The 21498-nt window shown below is 70.9% G+C and carries 19 protein-coding genes; 8 read left to right on the top strand and 11 right to left on the bottom strand.

The annotated features are described in order from the left end of the window. Positions 1 to 83: 83 nt before the first annotated feature. Both leuS and F1C12_RS03140 read right to left on the bottom strand, forming a co-directional pair. On the bottom strand, positions 84 to 2672 hold the full coding sequence (leuS, locus tag F1C12_RS03145; RefSeq protein WP_185277396.1) for a leucine--tRNA ligase: 2589 nt from the start codon (positions 2670 to 2672) through the stop codon (positions 84 to 86). 83 nt (positions 2673 to 2755) lie between these two features. After that, on the bottom strand, positions 2756 to 4129 hold the full coding sequence (locus F1C12_RS03140; protein WP_185277395.1) for an anthranilate synthase component I family protein: 1374 nt from the start codon (positions 4127 to 4129) through the stop codon (positions 2756 to 2758). Between the two features lie 55 nt (positions 4130 to 4184). On the opposite strand from F1C12_RS03140, the gene F1C12_RS03135 reads away from it, so the two are divergent. Beyond that, the gene (locus tag F1C12_RS03135) at positions 4185 to 4970 is read left to right on the top strand and encodes an aminotransferase class IV (RefSeq protein WP_185277394.1); all 786 of its coding nucleotides are present in this window, start codon (positions 4185 to 4187) and stop codon (positions 4968 to 4970) included. A gap of 263 nt (positions 4971 to 5233) precedes the next feature. Here F1C12_RS03135 and cydC read toward each other — a convergent pair whose 3' ends face one another. From cydC to F1C12_RS03115, 4 genes are read right to left on the bottom strand one after another with little or no spacing between them, the layout of a single operon-like run. Then, positions 5234 to 6967 (bottom strand): thiol reductant ABC exporter subunit CydC, encoded by a 1734-nt coding sequence (cydC, locus tag F1C12_RS03130; RefSeq protein WP_185277393.1) that lies wholly within the window; start codon positions 6965 to 6967, stop codon positions 5234 to 5236. Continuing rightward, entirely contained in the window at positions 6954 to 8579 is a 1626-nt protein-coding gene (gene cydD / locus F1C12_RS03125; protein ID WP_185277392.1) for a thiol reductant ABC exporter subunit CydD, read from the bottom strand. The genes cydC and cydD overlap by 14 nt, the downstream gene beginning before the upstream one ends. Before the next feature lies 1 nt (position 8580). Beyond that, on the bottom strand, positions 8581 to 9615 hold the full coding sequence (cydB, locus tag F1C12_RS03120) for a cytochrome d ubiquinol oxidase subunit II (RefSeq protein WP_185277391.1): 1035 nt from the start codon (positions 9613 to 9615) through the stop codon (positions 8581 to 8583). A gap of 10 nt (positions 9616 to 9625) precedes the next feature. Beyond that, entirely contained in the window at positions 9626 to 11038 is a 1413-nt protein-coding gene (locus F1C12_RS03115; RefSeq protein WP_185277390.1) for a cytochrome ubiquinol oxidase subunit I, read from the bottom strand. 95 nt (positions 11039 to 11133) lie between these two features. Between F1C12_RS03115 and F1C12_RS03110 the strand changes: the two genes are divergently transcribed. The 4 genes from F1C12_RS03110 to F1C12_RS03095 are packed head-to-tail and all read left to right on the top strand — an operon-like array spanning position 11134 to position 13767. Continuing rightward, the gene (locus tag F1C12_RS03110; RefSeq protein WP_185277389.1) at positions 11134 to 11499 is read left to right on the top strand and encodes a BlaI/MecI/CopY family transcriptional regulator; all 366 of its coding nucleotides are present in this window, start codon (positions 11134 to 11136) and stop codon (positions 11497 to 11499) included. 5 nt (positions 11500 to 11504) lie between these two features. Further along, positions 11505 to 12446, top strand: coding sequence for a M56 family metallopeptidase (locus F1C12_RS03105; RefSeq protein WP_185277388.1), 942 nt, complete (start codon positions 11505 to 11507; stop codon positions 12444 to 12446). Between the two features lie 59 nt (positions 12447 to 12505). After that, positions 12506 to 13096, top strand: coding sequence for a TetR/AcrR family transcriptional regulator (locus F1C12_RS03100; protein WP_185277387.1), 591 nt, complete (start codon positions 12506 to 12508; stop codon positions 13094 to 13096). Then, positions 13093 to 13767 carry a DedA family protein gene (locus tag F1C12_RS03095; RefSeq protein WP_185277386.1) on the top strand — a complete coding sequence of 225 codons (675 nt, stop codon included), beginning with the start codon at positions 13093 to 13095 and terminating at the stop codon, positions 13765 to 13767. Before F1C12_RS03100 ends, F1C12_RS03095 begins: the two co-directional genes overlap by 4 nt. A 24-nt stretch (positions 13768 to 13791) precedes the next feature. Here the strand turns inward: F1C12_RS03095 and F1C12_RS03090 are convergent, their stop codons facing one another. The 5 genes from F1C12_RS03090 to F1C12_RS03070 all read right to left on the bottom strand — a co-directional run bounded on the left by F1C12_RS03090 (position 13792) and on the right by F1C12_RS03070 (position 17953). Next, positions 13792 to 14730, bottom strand: coding sequence for an ABC transporter substrate-binding protein (locus tag F1C12_RS03090; protein WP_185277385.1), 939 nt, complete (start codon positions 14728 to 14730; stop codon positions 13792 to 13794). Between the two features lie 58 nt (positions 14731 to 14788). Continuing rightward, positions 14789 to 15532, bottom strand: coding sequence for an ABC transporter permease (locus F1C12_RS03085; RefSeq protein ID WP_185277384.1), 744 nt, complete (start codon positions 15530 to 15532; stop codon positions 14789 to 14791). Continuing rightward, a complete protein-coding gene (locus F1C12_RS03080) occupies positions 15529 to 16218 on the bottom strand; it encodes an ABC transporter permease (RefSeq protein WP_185277383.1) in 690 nt (229 codons plus the stop codon). Before F1C12_RS03080 ends, F1C12_RS03085 begins: the two co-directional genes overlap by 4 nt. Then, positions 16215 to 17108: an ABC transporter ATP-binding protein gene (locus tag F1C12_RS03075; RefSeq protein WP_185277382.1), complete on the bottom strand. Its 894-nt coding sequence runs from the start codon at positions 17106 to 17108 to the stop codon at positions 16215 to 16217. The genes F1C12_RS03080 and F1C12_RS03075 overlap by 4 nt, the downstream gene beginning before the upstream one ends. Positions 17109 to 17293: 185 nt before the next feature. Next, the gene (locus F1C12_RS03070; RefSeq protein ID WP_185277381.1) at positions 17294 to 17953 is read right to left on the bottom strand and encodes a TetR/AcrR family transcriptional regulator; all 660 of its coding nucleotides are present in this window, start codon (positions 17951 to 17953) and stop codon (positions 17294 to 17296) included. A gap of 205 nt (positions 17954 to 18158) precedes the next feature. Between F1C12_RS03070 and F1C12_RS03065 the strand changes: the two genes are divergently transcribed. The 3 genes from F1C12_RS03065 (at position 18159) to F1C12_RS03055 (ending at position 21490) form a co-directional block, all read left to right on the top strand. Further along, positions 18159 to 19226, top strand: coding sequence for an App1 family protein (locus F1C12_RS03065; protein ID WP_258046093.1), 1068 nt, complete (start codon positions 18159 to 18161; stop codon positions 19224 to 19226). 82 nt (positions 19227 to 19308) lie between these two features. Continuing rightward, a complete protein-coding gene (locus F1C12_RS03060; protein WP_185277380.1) occupies positions 19309 to 20385 on the top strand; it encodes a winged helix DNA-binding domain-containing protein in 1077 nt (358 codons plus the stop codon). 34 nt (positions 20386 to 20419) lie between these two features. Further along, positions 20420 to 21490 (top strand): FUSC family protein, encoded by a 1071-nt coding sequence (locus F1C12_RS03055; protein ID WP_185277379.1) that lies wholly within the window; start codon positions 20420 to 20422, stop codon positions 21488 to 21490. Positions 21491 to 21498 lie beyond the last annotated feature (8 nt).

Genomic DNA, 21498 nt, shown 5'->3' with positions numbered 1-21498 from the left:
GAAGCCGCGCGACGACGATCGGTGGACAGACGACGGCGGCGGCCCTCCTGTGGAGGACCGCCGCCGTAACGACAGAACGGGATTCAGCCCCGCGTCGCGATGTTCACCAGTCGCGGCGCCCGCACGATCACGTTCACGATCTCGCGGTCGCCGATCGAGCGGACCACGGACTGCGACCCGCGGGCCAGCGCCTCCAGGTCGTCCGACGCGATCTTGGGCGACACCTCGGCGCGGTCGCGCACCTTGCCGTCGACCTGGAAGACGGCGGTCACCGACTCCTCGATCAGCAGCGTCGGGTCGGGCTTGCGCCACTGGACCAGCGCGACCGACGGCTCGTAGCCCAGCGTGGCCCACATGTCCTCGGCCGTGTACGGCGCGAACAGGTTCAGAGCCATCGCGGTGACCTCGGCGGCCTCGCGGACCGCGGCGTCGGCCGGGCCCGCTGCGCCGTCGATCGCCTTGCGGGTGGCGTTCACCAGCTCCATCAGGCGGGCGACGACGACGTTGAACTTGAACGCCTCGATCAGGCCGGGGGCGTCCGCCAGGAAGCGGTGGGTCACGCGGCGCAGCGCCGGGTCACCGGTCTTCCAGACCACGTCGGGCGCGCTCGTGACGTCGTGCGCCACGCGCCAGGCCCGTGCCAGGAACTTCGCGCTCCCGGACGGCGAGACGTCCGCCCAGTCGATGTCGTCCTCCGGCGGACCGGCGAACGCCATGGTCAGGCGCACCGCGTCCACACCGTGCTCGTCCAGCTGCTCGGACAGCTTCACCAGGTTGCCGCGCGACTTGCTCATCGCGGAGCCGTCCATCAGGACCAGGCCCTGGTTCAGCAGCGCCGTGAACGGCTCCGTGAAGCTGATGGAGCCCATGTCGAACAGCACCTTGGTGATGAACCGGGAGTACAGCAGGTGCAGGATGGCGTGCGTCACGCCGCCGACGTACTGGTCGACGGGCGCCCACTTCTCGGCCTCCTTCGGGTCGAACGCCTGGGTCGGGTCGTTCGGGTTCAGGAAGCGCAGGAAGTACCAGGAGCTGTCCACGAAGGTGTCCATCGTGTCCGTGTCGCGCTGGGCGGGCCCGCCGCAGTTCGGGCAGGCCACGTTGACCCAGTCGGTCGCTCCGCCCAGCGGGCTGGTGCCCTTCGGCTGCAGGTCCAGGCCCTCCGCGGGCGGCAGCAGCACCGGCAGCTCCGACTCGGGCACGCGGACCTCGCCGCACTCCTCGCAGTGGATGATCGGGATGGGCGTGCCCCAGTATCGCTGGCGGGAGATCAGCCAGTCGCGCAGGCGGAAGTTCTTCGCCGGCGCGCCCAGTCCCGAACCCTGCAGCGCCTCGGTGACGCGGCGGATCGCGTTCGACTTGCTCAGCCCGTCGAACGGACCTGAGTTGATCAGGCGGCCGTCGCCGGTCAGGGCGACGCCCGTCTCGCCGGGGCTCTCCAGCGGGGCGTCCTCCGGCAGGATCGGCTCGCCCGTCTCCGGGTCGGTGTGGATGATCGGGATGGCGCCGGTCACAGGCTGCGTCGTGTCGACCACGACCCGCACCGGCAGGTCGAAGGCACGCGCGAAGTCCAGGTCGCGCTGGTCGTGCGCGGGCACGGCCATGATCGCGCCGTGGCCGTAGTCGCTCAGCACGTAGTCGGCGGCCCAGATCGGGATGCGCTCCCCGGTCAGCGGGTTGACCGCGTGCCGCTCCAGGAAGACGCCGGTCTTCTCGCGGTCGGTGCTCAGGCGGTCCATCTCGGTGGTGCCGCGGACGGCCTCCAGATACTGGTCGAACCGCTCGCGGACCTCCGGGCGCACGTCGGCGACCAGCTCGGCGGCCAGGTCGGAGTCGGGCGCGACCACCATGAAGGTGACGCCGTACAGGGTGTCGGGGCGGGTCGTGTAGACCGTCACCGGCTCCTCGCGGCCCTCGATCGCGAACTGGACGTCGGCGCCGGTGGAGCGGCCGATCCAGTTGCGCTGCATCGACAGCACCTTGGACGGCCAGGCGCCCTCCAGCTGGTTCAGGTCGTCCAGCAGGCGGTCCGCGTAGTCGGTGATGCGGAAGTACCACTGGGTCAGCTTCTTCTTGGTGACCAGGTTGTCGCAGCGCTCGCAGCGGCCGTTCACGACCTGCTCGTTCGCCAGCACGGTCTGGTCGAAGGGGCACCAGTTGACCTGGGAGGCCTTGCGGTAGGCCAGGCCCTTCTCGTGCAGCTTCAGGAACAGCCACTGGTTCCAGCGGTAGTAGCCGGGGTCGCTGGTCTGCAGCACGCGGTCCCAGTCGAAGCTGGGCGCGTAGCGGCGCATGCTGGCCTTCTGTTGGGCGATGTTGTCGTTCGTCCAGCCGGCCGGGTCCAGCCCGCGCTTGATCGCGGCGTTCTCGGCGGGCAGGCCGAAGGAGTCCCAGCCGATCGGGTGCAGCACGTTGAAGCCCTGCTGCCGCCAGTACCGGGCGATGACGTCGCCCAGCGCGTACGCCTCGGCGTGACCCATGTGCAGGTCGCCGGAGGGGTACGGGAACATGTCGAGCACGTACTTGCGCGGGCGCTTGTCGTCGGGGTCGGCCGTGGAGAACGGCTTCAGCTCGTCCCAGACCGGGAGCCAGGTGTTCTGGATCTCGGCGAAGTCGTAGTGCGCACCGGCCTCGCGGACCGGTGCGGGTGCTGCATCGTGCTCGTGTGCCACTGGACTCTCTCTCGGATGTCGCCGCGGCCGGAAGGGCGTCGCGACGAGAAGGCATCGGGCGCGCAGCCCGAGCTTCCAGGGTACTAAACGTTGGAGGTGTCGGATCCGTTCCCCGGAGGGCGCAGGCCCGCGGCGCGGAACAGGGCCGCAGCCTTGACATCGACCTCGTCGAGCTCCTCGGCGGGGACGGAGAGCGCGGTGATCCCGCCGCCGGCGCCGATGGTGACCACGCCGTCGCGGAACCGGAGGCTGCGGATCACCATGGCGAGGTCGGCGGAGCCGTCCGCGGCGAGGGAGCCGAAGCAGCCGGAGTAGACGCCGCGCGGCCCGGCCTCCAGCCCGGCGAGGATGCGCATGGCGGAGAGCTTCGGCGCGCCGGTCATGGAGCCGGCCGGGAACGCGGCGGCCAGGGCGTCTACCGCGGTCAGGCCCGGCCGCAGCCTCCCCTCGACGGTGCTGACGAGCTGGTGCACCTGCGCATAGCTCTCGACCTCCAGGAGGTGCCGGACGCCGACGCTGCCGACCTCGCACACGCGCCCGAGGTCGTTGCGCATGAGGTCCACGATCATGACGTTCTCGGCCTGCTCCTTCTCGCTGGCCTCCAGTTCGGCGCGCAGGCGGAGGTCTTCGGCCACGGTCGCGCCGCGCGGGCGGGTGCCCTTGATCGGCTTGGTGCGGACGTGACCGTCGGGGGTGACCAGGAGGAACTGCTCGGGCGAGGAGCTGACCAGCGTCTCCCCGGCGATCCGGAGGAAGCCGGCGTGGTGGGCCGGGCTGTCGCGGCGGAGGCGGAGGTGCACGGCGAGGGGGTCGGCGGAGGTGGCGGCGGTCGCGGTGTTGGTGAGGCAGAGCTGGTAGGCGTCGCCGGCGCGGATGGCGTCCTGGCAGGCGGCGATCATGGTGAGGTAGATGTCGCCGGAGTGGCGCCATCTGGGAGCGGGAGTGGCTGTCGGGATCGGATGCGCTTTTGCGAAGCGCGCCGCCGCCCCGCTCGCGCCGGCAAGTGCCGCGACCGCCTCCCCCAGCCATTCGCCCTCCGGCGTGGCGTCCACCACGGTGACCGAGCCGTCCGCGTGGTCGAACACCACCAGCCGGTCGACGTACAGGAACGCCGCGTCCAGCCCGGGCCCCGCACTGTACGGCACCCCGAGCGCCGCGGCGCCGGCCTCGTACCCGAGCCAGCCGATCCAGCCGAGTGGGTAGCCGTCGGTGGCGGCCGGCTCGTCGCGCAGCGCGTCCAGGATGTCGCCCTCGACACTCCGGCCGTCGACGGTCACCGTGCCGTCGGCGACCGACGCGGTCGCGAGGCGCGTACCGGTCCCGATGACGCTGCGGCCGGCCTCCGCGTCCGGGCCGCTGTCCAGCCAGACCGCGTCCCCGGTCGGGAACAGCGCGGCGAAGGCGTCGGCGGGGTCGACGGGAACGTCCAGACGGTGCGTTCGAGACGGCGGGAGCACTGCACCAGTCTGCACCAGGCGCGGCGTACAGCGTGGCGGGCGTTAGCCTGAGCGGATGGACACCTCGGCGACCCTGTACGACTGGGCCGGCGGCGCGCTCGCCGTCCGCGACTCCTGCGAGGTGGTCGAGATCGAGCTGCTGGCGGCGGACTCCTTCCTCGTCGCGGAGGGCCGCGTCCTGGCGCTCGGCCTGCACAGGGAGCGCTTCGCCGAGACGGTCCGCGAGCAGGGCTTCCGGGAGGGGGCGCAGCTCGCGGCCTTCTGGGATGCGGGCGTCGCGCTCCTTCCCGGCGACGGTCGCTGGTTCCCGCGCTTCGAGCTGGTGCGCGCTCGCGACGCCTTGCGCCTGCGGTTCCGGCTGCGCACGGCGCCGCCGCTCGGCTCCGACCTGGTGGTGGCGACGGCGGCGAGCGACCCGCGCCGCGTACCGCACCTGAAGGGCCCCGACATCGACCGGCTGAACGTGCTCCGGCAGCGCGCGCAGCAGGTCGGAGCTCAGGAGGCCGTGCTGCTGGACGACGGACGGGTGTCCGACGGCACCACCACGGCGCTGCTGTGGTGGCGCGGCGACACGCTCTGCGCTCCGCCGTTCGAGCTCGCGCGGGTGGACAGCGTCGCCGCCCGCACGGTGCGTGGGATCGCGGCAGCCCTCGGCGTGCCGGTCGAGGAGGAGGCGGTGCGGCCCTCGGAGCTCGACGGCGTGGCGCTGTGGGCGGTCAACGCGCTGCACGGGATCCGCGACGTGACGGTCTGGGTGGACGGCCCGGCGCTCGGGCACGACCCGGCGCGCACGGCGGCGTGGCGGTCGCGGTTCGGCGCGCTGGCGCGGCCGATCCGCTGACCCGCGGCGCGCGATTCGTCACGAATGTCGCGAATCCGCGCGCCAAACCCCACATTCGGCACGAATCGCCAATGTCGACGCCAGCACGATTCGGCACGAATCGTCGGCAGGGACGCCTCCACGATTCGTCACGAATGTCGCAATTCCGCGCGCCGAAGACCACATTCGGCACGAATGTCGGCGCTGCGCGGAACGCGATTCGGTACGAATGTCGTGAATCGGGGTGCGTAACGCGACATTCGGCGCGAATGTGGGGCTGCGGGTCACGGGATGAGGGTGCCGGCCTCCAGGTGGAGGCGGCGGGTGACCAGCTCGTCGGGCACCGGCGTGTGCGAGATCAGCAGCACCGTCCGGCCGTCGTCCGCGGCCGTCGTGAGGATGTCGCGCACGATCCGATCGGCGACCGCGGTGTCCACGTTCGCCGTCGGCTCGTCCACGACCAGTACAGGGAAGTCCGCGAGCAGCGCCCGGGCGAGCGCGATCCGCTGGGCCTGGCCTCCTGAGACCAGCGCGCCGAGCTCGCCCACCGGGCTGGTGAGGCCGCCGCGCTCGCGCGTCCACTCCCCCAGGCCGACGCGGTCCAGCACCGCCAGCAGCTCGTCGTCGGTTGCGGTCTCGCGCGCGAACAGGAGGTTCTGCCGCAGGTCGGAGTCGAACAGGTACGGCTGCTGCTCGACCAGGCCGACGACGCGGCGGACGTCGTCCTGGCGCACGCCGCTCACGTCGACGCCGTCGATCGCGTAGGTTCCGTCGAGGTCGAGGAACCGGGTCAGCACGTGCGCGAGCGCTGTCTTGCCCGCGCCGGTCGGACCAGTCAGCACCACGCGCTCCCCCGCCCGAAGCGACAGGTCGACGGCATGGAGGACCGGTGCGTCCGAGCCCGGCCAGTGCGCCGAACGGAGGTGGAGGGCGATGTCGGGCGCCGACGGCACGGTCAACGGGAGCGCGGCCGGCACGTCGACCGGCACGCCGTCCGGAACGGTCGCCGGCACGGTGTCCGCGATCCGCTCGGCGCTCGCCCGAACCCGCCGCCAGGCGCCGAACGCCAGCGGGAGGGTGCCGAACACCTCGAACACGGCCAGCGGGAGGAGGGCCACGACCGCGAGCGTCGGGGCGTCCAGCCGTCCGGCCGCCAGGGCGGGGATGCCGGTCGCGAGCGCCAGCACGGTCGCGACGCCCGCAAGGAGCGACACAGCGCCGGCGGTGAGCCCCAGCCCGGCCGCCCGGGTCCGCACGGCCGCGGTCAGCCGTGCGCTCGCCGCCCGCACCCGCTCGCGCGCCTGCGGCAGCGCGTCGAACGCGATCAGCAGGTCGAGGCCGGTCACCAGTTCATGCAGCGCGGAGGCGAGCGCGGCCCGCAGCGGCGCGATCCGGCGCTCGGCGGAGCCGGCCGCCCAGCGGTTGACCAGCGTGCCGACGGCGAAGGCCGCGACCAGTGTCAAAAGCAGCACGACCCCGGCCGCGGGGAGGAACAGGAACGTGGCCACCACGCTCGCGAGCACCACCACACCGCCGGACACCAGTGGCTGCACGACCCGCAGCGCGAAGTCGGGCAGCTCGTCCACGTCGTCGGCGAGGCGCGAGAGCAGTTCGCCGCCGCCGGCCCTGCCGTCGCGCCGGTCGCCGGCCCCGACGCCGTCCGGGCCGAGCGGGACCAGCCGCGCGAACAGGTCCGCACGGATGTCGCCGAGCCGCCGGAACGCGGCGTCGTGCCCGGCCAGCCGCTCCAGGTAGCGGAAGAACGCACGGCCGAGCGCGAACGCGCGAACGCCGACGACGGCCATCGAGATGTAGATGAGCGACGGCTGCTCCGAGGCGCGCGTGATCAGCCACGCGGAGACGCCGAGGAGGGCGACCGCGCTCGCGCCGCTCAGGGCGCCGAGGGCGATGGCGGACCAGAGCCTCCGCGCCGGTGGGAGCGCGAGGCGGAGGATGCGGCGGGTCTGCTCCCGCTCGCTCGGGCCCGGTCCGGTTCGCGCGACGTCAGAGATGGACATCGGACAGCACCTCCAGCGTCAGGACCTCGTCGGCTTCCGCGACGACGGCCTCCCGATGGCTGACGACCAGCACCGCTACGCCTTCGTCCGCGACCGCCCGCAGCGACGTGAGGAGCGCGCGCTCGGTCGAGGCGTCGAGGGCGGAGGTCGGCTCGTCCAGGATCAGCACCGCGCACCCGCGCGAGCGCAGCCGGTAGAGCGCGCGAGCGACGGCCACGCGCTGCGCCTGGCCGCCCGACAACCCCGTCCCGCCTGCACCGATCAGGACGTCCGGGTCGAGCTCCGGTGCCGCCGCCGCTCGCAGCGAAGCGGCCACGAGAACGGCGTCCGGCACGTCATCGCCCAGCGCGACGTTCTCCGCGATCGTCCCCGCCCGGAGCCCCGGCTTCTGACCGGCCCATGCGATGGCCTCCCGGCGGCCCGCGGCGTCGGCCCTGGCGCCGGCCGCGATGGTCCCGGTGTGCGCCGCAAAACCGAGCGCCGCCGCCACGAGGCTGGACTTGCCCGCGCCGCTCGGCGCGCTCAGCACCGCGAGCGTCCCCGGCGGCACCGACGCCGAGAACGGACCGACCGTCTCACGCCCGTCGTAGGCCACGGTCACCTCCGAGAACGCGAGTCCCGCCGAAGCGGACGCCCGCACCGGTTCCGGCACGACGTCCTGCGCCGCGTCCAGCACCTCGAACGCCTTCGACGCCGCCTCCATCCCCTCGGTCGCCGCGTGGTAGGCCGCGCCGACGTTCCGCAGCGGCAGGAACGCCTCCGGCGCCAGCAGCAGCACGAACAGCCCGACCGACAGGTCGAGCGAGCCGCCGAGCAGGCGCAGGCCGATGGCCACCGCGATGAGCGCGACCGACAGGCTGGCGGCGAGCTCCAGCACGAAGCCGGACAGGAACGACATCCGGAGCACCTTCATCGTGCGCGACCGGTACTCCTCGCTCACCTGCCGGATCCGCGCCTCCTGACGGTGCTGTCGGCCGAACAGGGTGAGCGTTGGGAGGCCGGCGACGACGTCGAGGAAGCCGCGCGACAGCGTCGACAGCGCCGCCCACTGCTTCTTCTGCGCCGCCTGCGTCGCCCAGCCGACCAGCACCATGAAGACCGGGATGAGCGGGAGGGTGAGCACGAGGATGATGCCGCTCGTGAGATCCTGCCAGCCGATCACCAGGACCAGCAGCGGCATAGCCACCGCCGTGCCGATCAGCTGCGGGAGGTACCGGGCGAAGTAGCCGTCGAGAGCGTCCATCCCCCGGCCGGCCACCAGCGTCAGGTCGGCGCTGCCGCGCCCGGCGAGCCCCTGCGGGCCGAGGCGCCCATACGCGTCGACCAGCTGCTCCCGCAGCTGCGCGACGACCGTCGCCCCGCCCCGGGCAGACACGGCCTCCGCCAGCCAGAGCAGCACGGCCCGCGCGATCACCACGAGCACCAGCCCCGCGAAGAGCCCGCTCAACTCGGCGAACGGCGCCCCCGCGATCGCGCGGACGACGAGCCGGGTGACCAGCCAGGCGAACGCCACGACAGCCGCGGACTGCAGCACCGTGACGAGCGCGCCGGTCGCGAGGGTGACACGGGTCGCGCCGGCGTAGCGGAGGAGGCGGGGATCGAGCGGGCGCACGTCAGGCGGCCACCGGTTCGGGATCCGCGGGCTCGGCCGGCTCCGCCGGGATGCTCGCCCGGGTGACCCGCTTGCGGAACACCCAGTACGTGAACGCCTGGTACGCCAGGATCAGCGGCAGGAAGATCACCGCGACCCAGGTCATGATCGTCAACGTGGTGTCCGTGCTGGAGGCGTTCGCGATGGTCAGGCTGTTCTGCGGGTTCGGCACCGAGGGCATCACGTTCGGGAAGAGCGCCACGAACAGCGACACCACCGCGAGTGCGATCGTCACGGCCATGAACGCGAACGACCAGCCCTCCGCCCCGCGCAGGTTGAGGATCCACGACACCACGAGCGCGACAGCGGCCAGCGCCGCGAGGATGAGCAGCGCGACCGAGAAGTGCGCGATCACGGTCCAGATCAGGAAGGCCGCGGCCACCACGATCGCGAGGACGCCGGAGCGCACGGCGAGCTTCCGTGCCCGCTCCCGGATCGGACCGTCCGTCTTGAGCGACACGAAGACCACCCCGTGGGTGAAGAACAGCAGCAGCGTGGTCAGCCCGCCGAGCAGCGCGTACCCGTTCAGGAGGTCGAACAGCGTGCCGGTGTAGTTGTGGCCGTGGTCGAGCGCGACGCCCTGCACGATGTTCGCGAAGGCCACACCCCAGAGGAACGCCGGCAGGGCCGAGCCGACGACGATCATCCCGTCGAACCACCGCTTCCACTGCGACTCGGGCCGCTGGTGCCGGTACTCGAACGACACCCCGCGCAGGATCAGCGCCAGCAGGATGAGCAGCAGCGCCAGGTAGAAACCGCTGAACAGCGTCGCGTACCACTCCGGGAACGCCGCGAAGAGCGCGGCGCCGCCGACGATCAGCCAGGTCTCGTTGAGGTCCCAGACCGGGCCGATGGTGTTGATGAGCACCCGCCGGTCGGTCTCGTCCCTGCCGAGGAACGGCAGCGACATCCCGACGCCAAAGTCGAAGCCGTCGAGCACGAAGTAGCCGATGAAGAAGAAGGCGATGATGCCGAACCAGAGGACTGCGAGATCCATGTCGATGCTCCTAGTAGACCGTGGCGACCGGGACGTGGTTGCCCTCGTCGTCGAGGTGTTCCTCGGCGGGGGCCGGTCCCTTCTGGGCCGCGCGTTTGATGAGCTTGAACTCGACCACGGCGAGCGTGCCGTAGATGGCGGTGAAGGCGAGCAGCGAGATCAGGACCTCCAGCCCGGTCGTGCCGGGCGAGACGCCGTCCTGCGTCTTCATCAGGCTGAACACGAGCCAGGGCTGCCTGCCCATCTCGGTGAAGATCCAGCCGACGATCATCGCGGCCAGCGACAGCGGGAACGCCCAGATCGCGACCTTCCACATCCACGCCCACGGTGGCGTGCGGCCCTTGCGGGTGAACCACAGGCCGACGAGGGCGACCAGGACGTGCAGGAGGCCGAGGCCGATCATCCACCGGAACGCCCAGTAGGTCACCCAGATGATCGGGGTGTAGTCGCCGGGTCCGAACTGCTGCTGATACTGGGCGTTGAGGTCGTTGATGCCCTCGACCGTCCCGGTGAGGGTGTGCGTCGAGAGGAACGACAGCAGGTACGGGATGCGGATCGAGAACAGCTCGTGCACGCCGTCCGGTGTGCCGAGCGTGAAGATCGAGAACGACGCGTCGGCGCCGGTCGAGGTCTTGTAGAGCGCCTCGGCCGCGGCCATCTTCATCGGCTGGGTCTGCACCATGGCGAGGCCGAGCTGGTCGCCGCTGAGCACGCTTCCGATCCCGGCGACGACCATCATCCAGAGCCCGAACTTCAGGGCGGGACGCATGGTCTCGAGGTTCTTGGTGCGCGAGAGATGCCAGGCGGCCACTGCGATGATGAGGCCGGCCGAGACCATGAAGCAGCCGAAGATCGTGTGCGGGAACGCGGCCAGCGCGACCTTGTTGGTGAGCACCGCCCAGAGGTCGGTGAGCTCGGCCCGGCCGCGCGCGTGGTTGAGCGTGTAGCCGACCGGGTTCTGCATGAACGCGTTGGCCGCCAGGATGAAGTACGCCGACAGGATCGAGCCGACCGCCGTGATCCAGATGCAGGCGAGATGGACGCCGCGCGGCAGCTTGTCCCAGCCGAAGATCCACAACCCGATGAAGGTGGCCTCCAGGAAGAACGCGAGCAGGCCCTCGAGTGCGAGCGGGGCGCCGAAGATGTCGCCCACGAACCGGGAGTAGTTCGACCAGTTCATGCCGAACTGGAACTCCTGCACGATTCCGGTCACGACGCCCATCGCGAAGTTGATCAGGAAGAGCTTGCCGAAGAAGTGCGTGAGCTGGAGGTAGTGGACCTTGCCGCTGCGGTACCACGCGGTCTGGAAGATCGCGACGACCGTGACCAGGCCGATGGTGAGCGGAACGAACAGGAAGTGGTAAATCGTCGTCAGTCCGAACTGCCAGCGTGCCAGCAGCAGCGGATCGAGGATCTCGTTCACGCAGCCCACCCTTCCGGTCGTTGTTCTACAGCGTGTAGAAGACTACTTCTACAGAGTGTAGAACATTCGCAGCCTTGTCGCGCTACCCTGGATCCGTGGCGAATCTCGGAGAACTCGAACGCGCGGTGATGGACGCCCTCTGGTCGGGCGACGCCCCGATCACCGCCAACGAACTGCGCGACAAGCTAGCCGCCACCCGGGACGGCGGCAAGACCCCGGCGCTCACCACCGTGCTCACCGTGCTCTCCCGCCTGGAGCAGAAGGGGTTCGTCGACCGCGACCGCGACGCGCGCCCGCATGTCTACTTCGCGAGCCTCACCCGCGCCAACCACGTCGCCGACCTGATGCGCGAAGTCCTGGAGACCTCCACCGACCGCACGGAGGCGCTCGCCTACTTCGTCGGCTCGGTCGACGAGTCCGAGGCGGCGATGCTGCGCCGGCTGCTCGACGCACGCAGCTGACCGGGATGCCCGTCGACTCGACCGCCATCCTGCTCGGCGTCCTGGCGGTCGCCCTCGCCTGGCCGGTGCCGCTGCTGCTGGCGCGCGCGAAATGGCCGCCGGCCGCGCCCGGCCTCGCGCTCGCCCTCTGGCAGTCGATCGCGCTCGCCGGTGGCATCTCGATGATCGGCTCGCTGCTGCTCGCCGGACTCCAGCCATTCGGGAACGACCTCGTCAGCCGGATCTCGGGCGCCGCGGCCACGCTCTTCAGCGGACCACTGCCCGCCGGCGTCTCGTTGCTGCACACGTTCTTCCTCAGCGCCGCCGTGCTGCTGACCGCTCACCTGCTGCTGAACCTCGCGCTCACCTCGGTGCGCAGCCGCCGGCAGCGCCACCGGCACATGGAGCTGCTGCGGCTGCTGAGCTCGCCGCTGCCCGACGAGCCGGCCACCCGCATCATCGACCATCCGGCCCCCGCCGCCTACTGTCTCCCCGGCGCGCGCAGCGTGACCGTGCTGTCCGAGGGGATGATCGAGCTGCTCACCCCCGCGCAGCTGGACGCCGTGATCGCCCACGAGCGCGCGCACCTTCGGCAGAAGCATCACCTGCTGCTCGACGCCTTCCGGTCCTGGAAGCGCGCATTGCCGTGGTTCCCCATCGCAACGCGGGCGCAGGACGCCGTCGCGCTGCTGGTCGAGATGTTGGCCGACGACACGGCCCGCCGCACAGCGGGAGACGCCGTGCTGGCCGACGCCATCCGCATCGTGGACTCGACGGGCTCCGCGGGCGCAGCGCTCGGCGCGCCGAAGGACCCGCGCACTCCGGAGCAGCGCCGGTCGGCCCTGGTGGCCCGCGAGGATCGCCTCACCTCCGGTCACCGCACGGTCGGGCCGGGGCTGCGGCTCCTGGTGGTGGTCGCCGCCGCGCTGCTCGTGGTCGTGCCGCCGGTGCTCGTGCTGACCAGCTGACGTCCTGACCGGCTGACGGCCTGCCCGGCTGGCGCCCCGGCTCCCGCTAGCCTGGATCCATGCCGGAGAAGCGGGGATACGCCAAGGGAATCGCCAAACGCGAGGAGATCCTCGCCCGCGCCCTGGAGGTGTTCGCCGCCAAGGGCTACCGCAAGGCGTCGCTGCGCGAGATCGCCGAGTCCGTCGGGCTCAGCCAGGCCGGCCTCCTGCACCACTTCTCCTCGAAGGAGGAGCTGTTCGCCGAAGTGCTCCGCAAGCGCGACGAGGTCGACTCCGCCGGCGGCGAGCTCGGCACGGACTGGTCGGAGGCCTTCGACGGCCTGGTCGGCATCGTGCGGCACAACGCCGAGGTGCCGGGCCTGGTCCAGCTCTACGCGACCATCTCCGCGGAGGCGGCCGACCCCGACCACCCCGGTCACGACTACTTCGTGTCCCGCTACCAGCAGATCGTCGCCGGGCTGGAGGGCTACATCCGGTCGGAGCAGTCGGCGGGCCGGGTGCGCGACGACGCCGACCCGCGCATGCTCGCGCGCCTCGCGGTCTCCGTCGCCGACGGCATGCAGGTGCAGTGGATGCTCGACCCGTCCGCCGACATGGCCGACGCGATCGAGGCGTTCTGGTCGCTGCTCCGGACCACGCCCACGACGTGAACGACGCGCTGACCTGGATCCTGGACATCGTCCAGTCGGTCGACCCGGTCCTCCGCACCCTCCTGGCGGGCGTCGCGATCCTGCTGGAGACCTCCATCCTGATCGGCCTCATCGTGCCGGGCGACACCGTCGTCCTGGTCGCGTCCACCGCGGTGGCGAGCCCGCTCGAGTACGCGGCGCTGGTCGCCGTGGTCATCGTCGGCGCGCTGTGCGGCGAGTCGCTCGGCTTCGCGCTCGGCCGCTGGTTCGGGCCGCGCATCCGCGCGAGCCGGCTCGGACAGCGGCTCGGGACCCGCAACCTCGACCGCGCGGAGCGGTACCTCGCCACTCGCGGCGGCGTCGCCGTGTTCCTCTCGCGCTTCCTGCCCGTCTTGCACTCGCTGATCCCGCTGACGGTGGGAATGAGTCCGATGCGCTACCGCACGTTCATGGCGTGGACGGCGCCGGCCTGCGTGATCTGGGCGTTCGCGTACGTCAGCGTCGGGTCGCTCGCCGCGGGCGGTTACCGCGAGCTCTCGCAGGAGCTGCACTGGGCGGGCTACGTCTTCGTCGCCGTCATCGCGGTGTTCGTCGCCGCGGTCGTGGTGGTCAAGAAGGTCCTGCAGAGACGGGAGTCCGCGCACATGGATGCGGCGGCCCGGTCGCCCGAGCCGCCGCACGCGGAGCAGTGAGGAGGTCGCCCTCCCGTCAAACCGTTATCCCTTGATCGGGTGCTCCTGCAGCCACTTCTTCGCCACGGCGTCCGGCTGGGTCTTGCTGGCGCCCTGGTTCTCGCTGTTCATGGTGATCAGGTCGTCCGTGGTCAGCTCGGCCGAGACCTTGTTGAGCACCGACTTGACCTTGTCGGAGGCCTTCTTGGTGTTGATCAGCGGCACGATGTTCTGCGCGGCGATCAGGTTCTTCGGGTCCTTCAGCACGACGAACCCGTTGTCCTTGATGGCCGGGGTGGTCGTGTAGATGTCGGCCAGCTGCACGTCGCCGTTCTTGAGCGCGGTGACGGTCAGCGGGCCGCCCGAGTCGCTGATCGGCTTGAGCGATGCGGTCACGCCGTAGGTCGACTTGAGGCCGGGGATGCCGTAAGGCCGGGTGGCGAACTCAGGGTTCGCGCCCACGGTCAGCGGTACGGTGACCTTCTTGAGGTCTTCCAGGCTCGTGACGTTGTACTTGTCGGAGAACTCCTTGGTGACGTTGTACGCGTCGGCGTCCTCCGCCTTGGCCTGGTCGAGCACCTCGAAGCCCTTCGGCAGGGCGTCGTTGAGCGCGGCGTAGACATCCGCGCTGGAGGAGGCCGTGCTGGTCTTGTCGTAGAACTGCAGCAGGTTGCCGGAGTACTCGGGGACCAGGTCGATCGAGCCGTCCTGCAGCGCCTTCAGGTAGACGTCGCGCTGGCCGATGCTCGGCTTGTAGCTGACCTTCACGCCGTTGGCCGCGAGGGCCTGGCCGTAGATCTGCATCAGGATCTCGTTCTCGCCGAAGGCGGCGGACCCGACGGTGATGGTGTCGCCCGAGGAGCCGCTGCCACTGCTGCTGGTGTTGAATGCGCCGCCGCCGCCGGACGAGCACGCGCTGAGGGCGATGAGGGCCCCCGCCGCGAGCACACCGGCCGCGATGCGGCCCTTCTTGGATCCGAACATGTGATTCTCTCTCTTCTGTGTGCGTTGGGTCACTGTGGGTCAGGGAATTCGGTTCAGGTCAGGGAACGGGCTGCCGCCCGGGGGCGGTGATGCCGAGCGCACGCCGCGGCTCCGTCGCGGTGTCCGCTCGGACCTTCCCCGCGGTCACGCCGCGCGGGACGACCAGCTTCTGCGTGAGCGCGAACAGCCCGTCGACGACCAGGGCGAGCAGGACGACGATGATCGAGCCGCCCAGCATCTCCGGGTAGTTCTGCACGGCGAGCCCGTCGAACAGGAAGCGCCCGAGCCCGCCGACCGGCAGGATGGCCGCCACCGTCCAGGTAGCGATCACCTGGAGAGCGCCCGAGCGGATGCCGCCGATCACGAGCGGCAGCGACAGCGGAAGCTCCACCTTGGTGAAGATCTGCCACTCGGTCATCCCGACCGCGCGGGCGGCGTCGATCGTGCTGCGGTTCACGGACTCCAGCCCCGAGTACGCGCCCGCGAGCAGCGGCGGGATGGCCAGGATCGTCAGGGCGATCAGCGGAGGGACGATCGAGATGTTCGCCATGATCAGCGCGAGGTAGACGACGAGGCCCAGCGTCGGCAGCGCGCGCAGCGCGCCGGAGACGCCGACCGCGAGGCCGCGCAGCCGCCCGGTGTGCCCGATCGCGAAGCCGATCGGCAGCGCGATCACTCCCGCGAGCAGCAGGGTCATCAGCGTGTACAGGATGTGCTCGCCGGTACGCACGGGGATGCCGCCCGGCCCGGCCCAGTTGGTCGGGTCGAAGAGCCAGCCGAAGGCCGCCACGAAATCGGTCATGCGCCGGTCACCGCCTTCATCGCCGCGGAGCGCTTGAGGCGTCCCGTGCGCTTGTCGAGGCGCGACCAGGGCAGCAGCAGCCGGCCGAGCAGCACCAGCACCAGGTCGAACACCAGCGCCACGACCATGATCAGGATGATGCCGACCGCGACCTCCTCGGGGTAGTACCTGTTGAGGCCGTCGGTGAAGAGCTGTCCGAGGTTCGGCACGCCGAGCAGCGCACCGACGCTCACCAGGCTGACCGTCGACACCGAGACGACGCGCAGGCCGGCCAACAGGACAGGACCCGCGAGCGGGAGCTCGACCGCCCAGAACCGCCGCCACCCGGAGAAGCCGATGGCGGTCGCGGACTGAACGACGTCACCCGGCACCGAGGCGAGCGCGTCGGCGGTCGTGCGCACCATGAGCGCGACGGCGTAGACGCTCAGCGCCACCACCACATTCGCCGGGTCGAGGATCTTGGTGCCGATCAGCGCGGGCATCGCGAAGAACAGCGGCAGCGACGGGATGGCGTACAGGATGCCGCCGAGCGTCAGCAGCACCGGCCGGCTGATACGGTAGCGGTTCGCCAACCAGCCGATCGGGAGCGACAGCAGGAAGCCGACGACGATCGGGATGGCGCTCAACCACACGTGGGAGACCGTGAGATTCCAGACCTGGCCGAAGTTCGACCACAAGAAGCTCACGTCGGGTCCTCACCCTGCGCCGCGGCACCCGCGACCGAGACGGTCGCGGCCTTTGCTTCGTCGGAAGCAGCGGAGTCGTCCGCGCTGAGCACACCGGCGGTGCGCCCCTCGCTGTCGACCAGCACGGAGCCGGTCGGCGTCCGCTCGATGTGGAGGGCGCGCTTGCCCCGGTCTGCGCCCACGAACGACGACACGAAGTCATCGGCCGGGTGCGCCAGGATCTCGGCGGGCGTGCCCTGCTGGGCGACGATGCCGCCCTTGCGGAAGATCACGACCTGATCTCCCAGCCGGAACGCCTCGTCGATGTCGTGCGTCACGAACAGCACCGTCTTGCCGAGCTCGCGCTGCAGGCGAAGCAGCTCGTTCTGGAGGTCGTCGCGCACGATCGGGTCGACCGCGCCGAACGGCTCGTCCATCAGCAGGATGTTGGGGTCGACCGCGAGACCGCGCGCCACGCCCACGCGCTGCTGCTGGCCTCCCGAGAGCTGGCTCGGGTACTTGTCGGCCAGCGAGCGCTCCAGCCCGACCGTGTCCATGAGCTCCAGCGCGCGCTCGTGCGCGGCCTTCCGCTTGACGCCGGTCAGCAGCGGGACGGTGGCGATGTTGTCCACGACCTTGCGGTGCGGCAGCAGCCCCGAATTCTGCATGACGTAGCCGATGCGCCGGCGCAGGAGTACCGGCTTCAGGCTCTGGACGTCCTGGCCGTCGATGGAGACGGTGCCGCTGGTGGGGTCCACCATGCGGTTGACCATCCGCAGGATCGTGGTCTTGCCGCTGCCGGACGAACCGACGAGCACCGTGATCTGGCGGGACGGGATCACCAGCGAGAAGTCGTCGACCGCGACGGTCCCGTCCGGGAACCGTTTGGTCACGGAGCTGAACTCGATCATCGGTCCTCAGCTCTCGGTCGACGGAACGGGGTGGTCTCAGATATCGGGGCCATCGAACCCACCCAAACAGCGTTTTGCACAATGCGCAATGAATTGAGTCGGTTTGTGGCAGGAAACCCAGCCACGCGAAGCCCGGACATCATGAGACAACCCTGTCCCATACCGCCGACATTCCCCGAAGAGCCTCAGCTCTTCGGGTCGTACCGCCGCTCCAGATACTCGCGGGCGACGACGCGCGCCTCGTCGATGTAGCGCGCGTCTCCCATCGGGTCGTCGAGGAAGGCCCGGTTGATCAGGCCGTCCATGATCTCCACGACGATCTCGAGGCGGAACGCCAGGTCCTCGCCCGCGGGGAGGCCGTACTCCTCGGACAGGATCGACGCGAACTGCGACGCGAAGGACGCCGCCTGCTCCGGCTCCTCCTCGCCGGGCAGCCCGGAGCGCTCGGCGTCGGTGAAGCGGATGATCCGGAAGCCCGGCTCGGTGCGGAACATCGCGACGAACGCGTCGATCGCGCACTCCACCGCGTTCCACCAGTGCTCGGGACTCTCGGCGTGGATGGCCGCGACCACGGAGTGCCGGTAACGCAGCAGCGCCCGGTCGCGCAGCGCCTGGAGCAGGACGATGCGGTCGGGGAAGTACCGGTAGACCGTGCCGATGGACGCGCCGGCCCGCTCGGCGACCATGGCGGTCGTCAGGCGGTCGAATCCGATCTCGTCCACAACCTCCGCGGCAGCGTCGAGGAGGGCGTCGATCCGGGCGGCACTGCGCTCCTGGATCGGCTCCGTCCGCACGAGCGGCGCTCCGGCGGTGTTCTGTGCGGCGACCAGGTCGTTGATGGGCACGAGGGCGACTCCTTCTTTCTCTGTTCCACGATACGCGTGCGGGTCCCCAGCCCGGCGACGGTCCGTCCCGTCGCGCTATACCGGATCATATTGTGGAAATCTCACCTTTGCGGGTGAATTTCCTCCGACACACCGAAGAATCCTCACCCCAGATCTGGGGGCTGCGTCTGAGCGAACCTTCACTCCGTGAGAAACTGGTGTCTCTATGACTGTTGACCCAGCCAAGCGCAGCGCGAGCGTCGACCCGATCATGCACCGTGCGGCGCGCATCGAGGACGCCTTCCACGAGTTCCGTGCCCGCCGGGCGCGCAAGCACGGGTTCCTGGCGACCGTCGTCCCGTACACCGGCTACGGCTCTCCGACCTGGGTGCGCATCCTCGGCCGCGTCCTGCTGGCGAAGGAGCCGCGGCCGGGCAGCCGCGCCGAGCGCAAGCACCGCAAGCGCGAGGAGTCCATCCGCGGCTGGCGCTCGTTCATCAGCGTGCCGGTCGGCGACGTCACAGTGACTGTCGAGGTCGACGGCGCGCACCACGAGGTGCGGCCGGACCGCGGCGGCGTGATCGACACCGTCCTCCCCGTCCAGCTCACGCCGGGCTGGCACACCGTGAAGCTGACGACGCCGGAGTCCGCCCGCGTGTTCGAGGCGCCGGTCTACATCGTGGACCCGAAGGCCACCTTCGGAATCATCTCGGACGTGGACGACACGGTCATGGTCACCGCGCTCCCCCGGCCGCTGCTCGCCGCCTGGAACACCTTCGTCCTGGACGAGCACGCGCGCGTACCCACGCCGGGGATGTCGGTGCTGCTGGAACGGCTCGCGGCGGCGCACCCCGGGGCCCCGGTGATCTACCTCTCCACCGGCGCCTGGAACGTCGCGCCGACGCTCACGCGCTTCCTGTCGCGCAACCTGTTCCCCGCGGGTCCCCTCCTCCTGACCGACTGGGGGCCGACGCACGACCGGTTCTTCCGCTCGGGCCGGGAGCACAAGCGCATCAGCCTCGCCCGGCTGGCCGACGAGTTCCCCGGGCTCAAGTGGCTGCTCATCGGCGACGACGGGCAGCACGACGAGTCGCTCTACGGCGAGTTCACGACCGAGCACGCCGGCAACGTCGCAGGCGTGGCGATCCGGCAGCTCTCCAACAGCGAGGCCGTCCTGGCCGGTGGCCGGTCGAAGGCCGAGAAGCACAGCGAGATCTCCGGCGCGCCGTGGATGTACTCCCCCGACGGCGCGGGGCTGAGCGACCAGCTCCAGGAGCACGGGCTGCTCCCCTGAGCCTGTCGCCTGCCGTGGGCCTGTCTCCTCCCGCGGGCCGGCGGCGTCCGAGTGTGTCGGACGCCTGCGCCAGACTGGGTCCATGACGTCTCGCGCCGACCTGCTGCGGCTGCGCCGCCTCGCCCACGCGATCGACGGCGACCGCGAGGTCTCCCCCGCCGACGTCGCGCGCCGCTTGCTCGCCGTGCAGGCGCAGGACTTCGCCGCAGGATCCTGGGCGCTCGGCGTGCGCACGACCGGCGCCACGCGGGCGGATGTGCTGGCCGATCTCGACGCCGGCCGGATCGTGCGGTCCTGGCCGATGCGCGGCACGCTGCACTTCGTCCCACCCGAAGACCTCCGCTGGATGCTCGGCATCACGACCGGGCGGATGATCGCCGGCCTGGCGACGCGGCACAAGCAGCTGGAGCTGGACACGCCCGACTTCGTCCGCGCGCGCGACCTGGTCACCGAAGCGCTCTCCGGCGGCGGCCGGATCGGGCGCGCGGAGCTCATGGACCTGTGGGAGTCCAACGGCATCGCGACGGCGGGCCAGCGCGGCTACCACCTCATCTACTACCTGGCCCAGACCGGGCTGATCTGCTGGGGGCCGACCTTGCGGACGCAGCAGGCGCTGGTGCTGCTGGACGAGTGGGCGCCGCAGTCCCGGCGGCTGGAGCCGGATGAGGCGTGGGGCGAGTTCCTGCTCCGCTACCTTCGCGGCCACGGCCCGGCGACCGTGAAGGACTTCGTCTGGTGGACCAAAGGCACGGTCGCCGGGGCGAAGATCGCCCGGGCGGTCCTCGGCGACGCGCTCACCACGCTGGAGGTCGACGGGATCGAGTACCTGCTGACGGCCGAGCTGGCCGACCGAGCTTCGGGACTCGCGGAGTCGCGACGCGAGAGGGAGGCGGTCCAGCTCCTCCCCGCGTTCGACGAGTATCTGCTCGGGTACCAGCAGCGCGACCTGGTGCTCGACGACGATCACTTCCAGCGGATCGTGCCGGGCGGCAACGGCGTGTTCCAGCCGATCGTGGTGGCGCGCGGGCGCGTGGTCGGGACCTGGCGGCGCGGCCGGGGCGGGAACGGCGTCGACGTCGAGTCCTTCGCGCCGCTCACGGCCGGGCAGGAGCGGGCGGCCGGGCGCGCCGCCGAGGCCTACCGGCGTTACGCCGGCTGAGCCCGGCCCGACCTCCTCCGGCTAGGCTGGAACCGTGCGTTCGAAGTTCCGGGTTCCGACTCTCCCCGCGAACATCCGGGCGACGACCCGCATCCCGTTCCTGCAGGTCGCCAAGACCGCCACAGCGATGATCATCTCCTGGGGCCTCGCCGCGCTGCTCTTCCCCGGCGAGCTCCCGGTGTTCGCGACCATCGCCGCCCTGCTCGTCGTGCAGCCGAGCGTGAACCAGTCCGTCGGGCGCGCGATCGAACGCTCGCTCGGCGTGATCTTCGGCGTCGTCATCGCGTACGTCGTCGGGCTGTTGTTCGGCGCGAACACCTGGATCGTCCTGGTCGCGATCGTCGCGTCGCTCATCATCGCCTGGGCGCTGAAGCTCACGCCGGGCACCGCGAACCAGATCCCGATCAGCGTCATGCTCGTCCTGTCACTCGGCGCGACGAATCCCGAGTACGCTGTCGCCCGCATCGTGGAGACCGTGCTCGGCGCGGCGATCGGCGTCATCGTCAACATCGCGATCGTCCCGCCCGTGCTCACCGGGCCCGCCCGCACCGCCGTGCTGGACCTCGGCCGCGAGATCGCCTCCACCCTGGACCGGCTCGCCGTCGCCCTGACCAGCCGGCCGACGCCGGGTGAGCGGGACGCCCTCCTGATCGAGGCCCGCCTGCTCCGGCCGATGGAGAAGAAGGCGGAGGCCGCCCTCACCTCCGCCGACGAGAGCCTCACCCTCAACCCGCGGCAGTCCAGGCACCGCGTCGTGCTGGAGCACGACCAGCAGCTCTTCGCGCGGCTGCGCCCGCTGATCACGCGCTCGCTCGGCATGACGCGCGCGTTCCACGACCACTACGACGACAGCCTCGCCGACGAGCCGACCATCGCCGCCATCGCGGACGAGCTGGAGCGCTCCGCCCACGACCTGCGGCTGCTGTCGCGCGACCCGGACGCCCCGGTCGTCGAGCCGGGCACCGAGACCGCGGGCATCCCGGTGCTCACAGCGCCGCTCGTCATCGGCACGCCGAACCCGCGGCACTGGGTGCTGATCGGTTCGCTGATGGAGGACCTGCGCCGCATCCACGCGGAGATCACCGGAGACGACGACGCCGCCTGAACCGCTCG

The sequence above is a fragment of the Leifsonia shinshuensis genome (genome assembly GCF_014217625.1).
GTDB lineage: Bacteria > Actinomycetota > Actinomycetes > Actinomycetales > Microbacteriaceae > Leifsonia > Leifsonia shinshuensis_A.
Note: the sequence above shows the minus strand (reverse complement) of the source record. Positions and strands in the feature narration are given on the sequence as shown.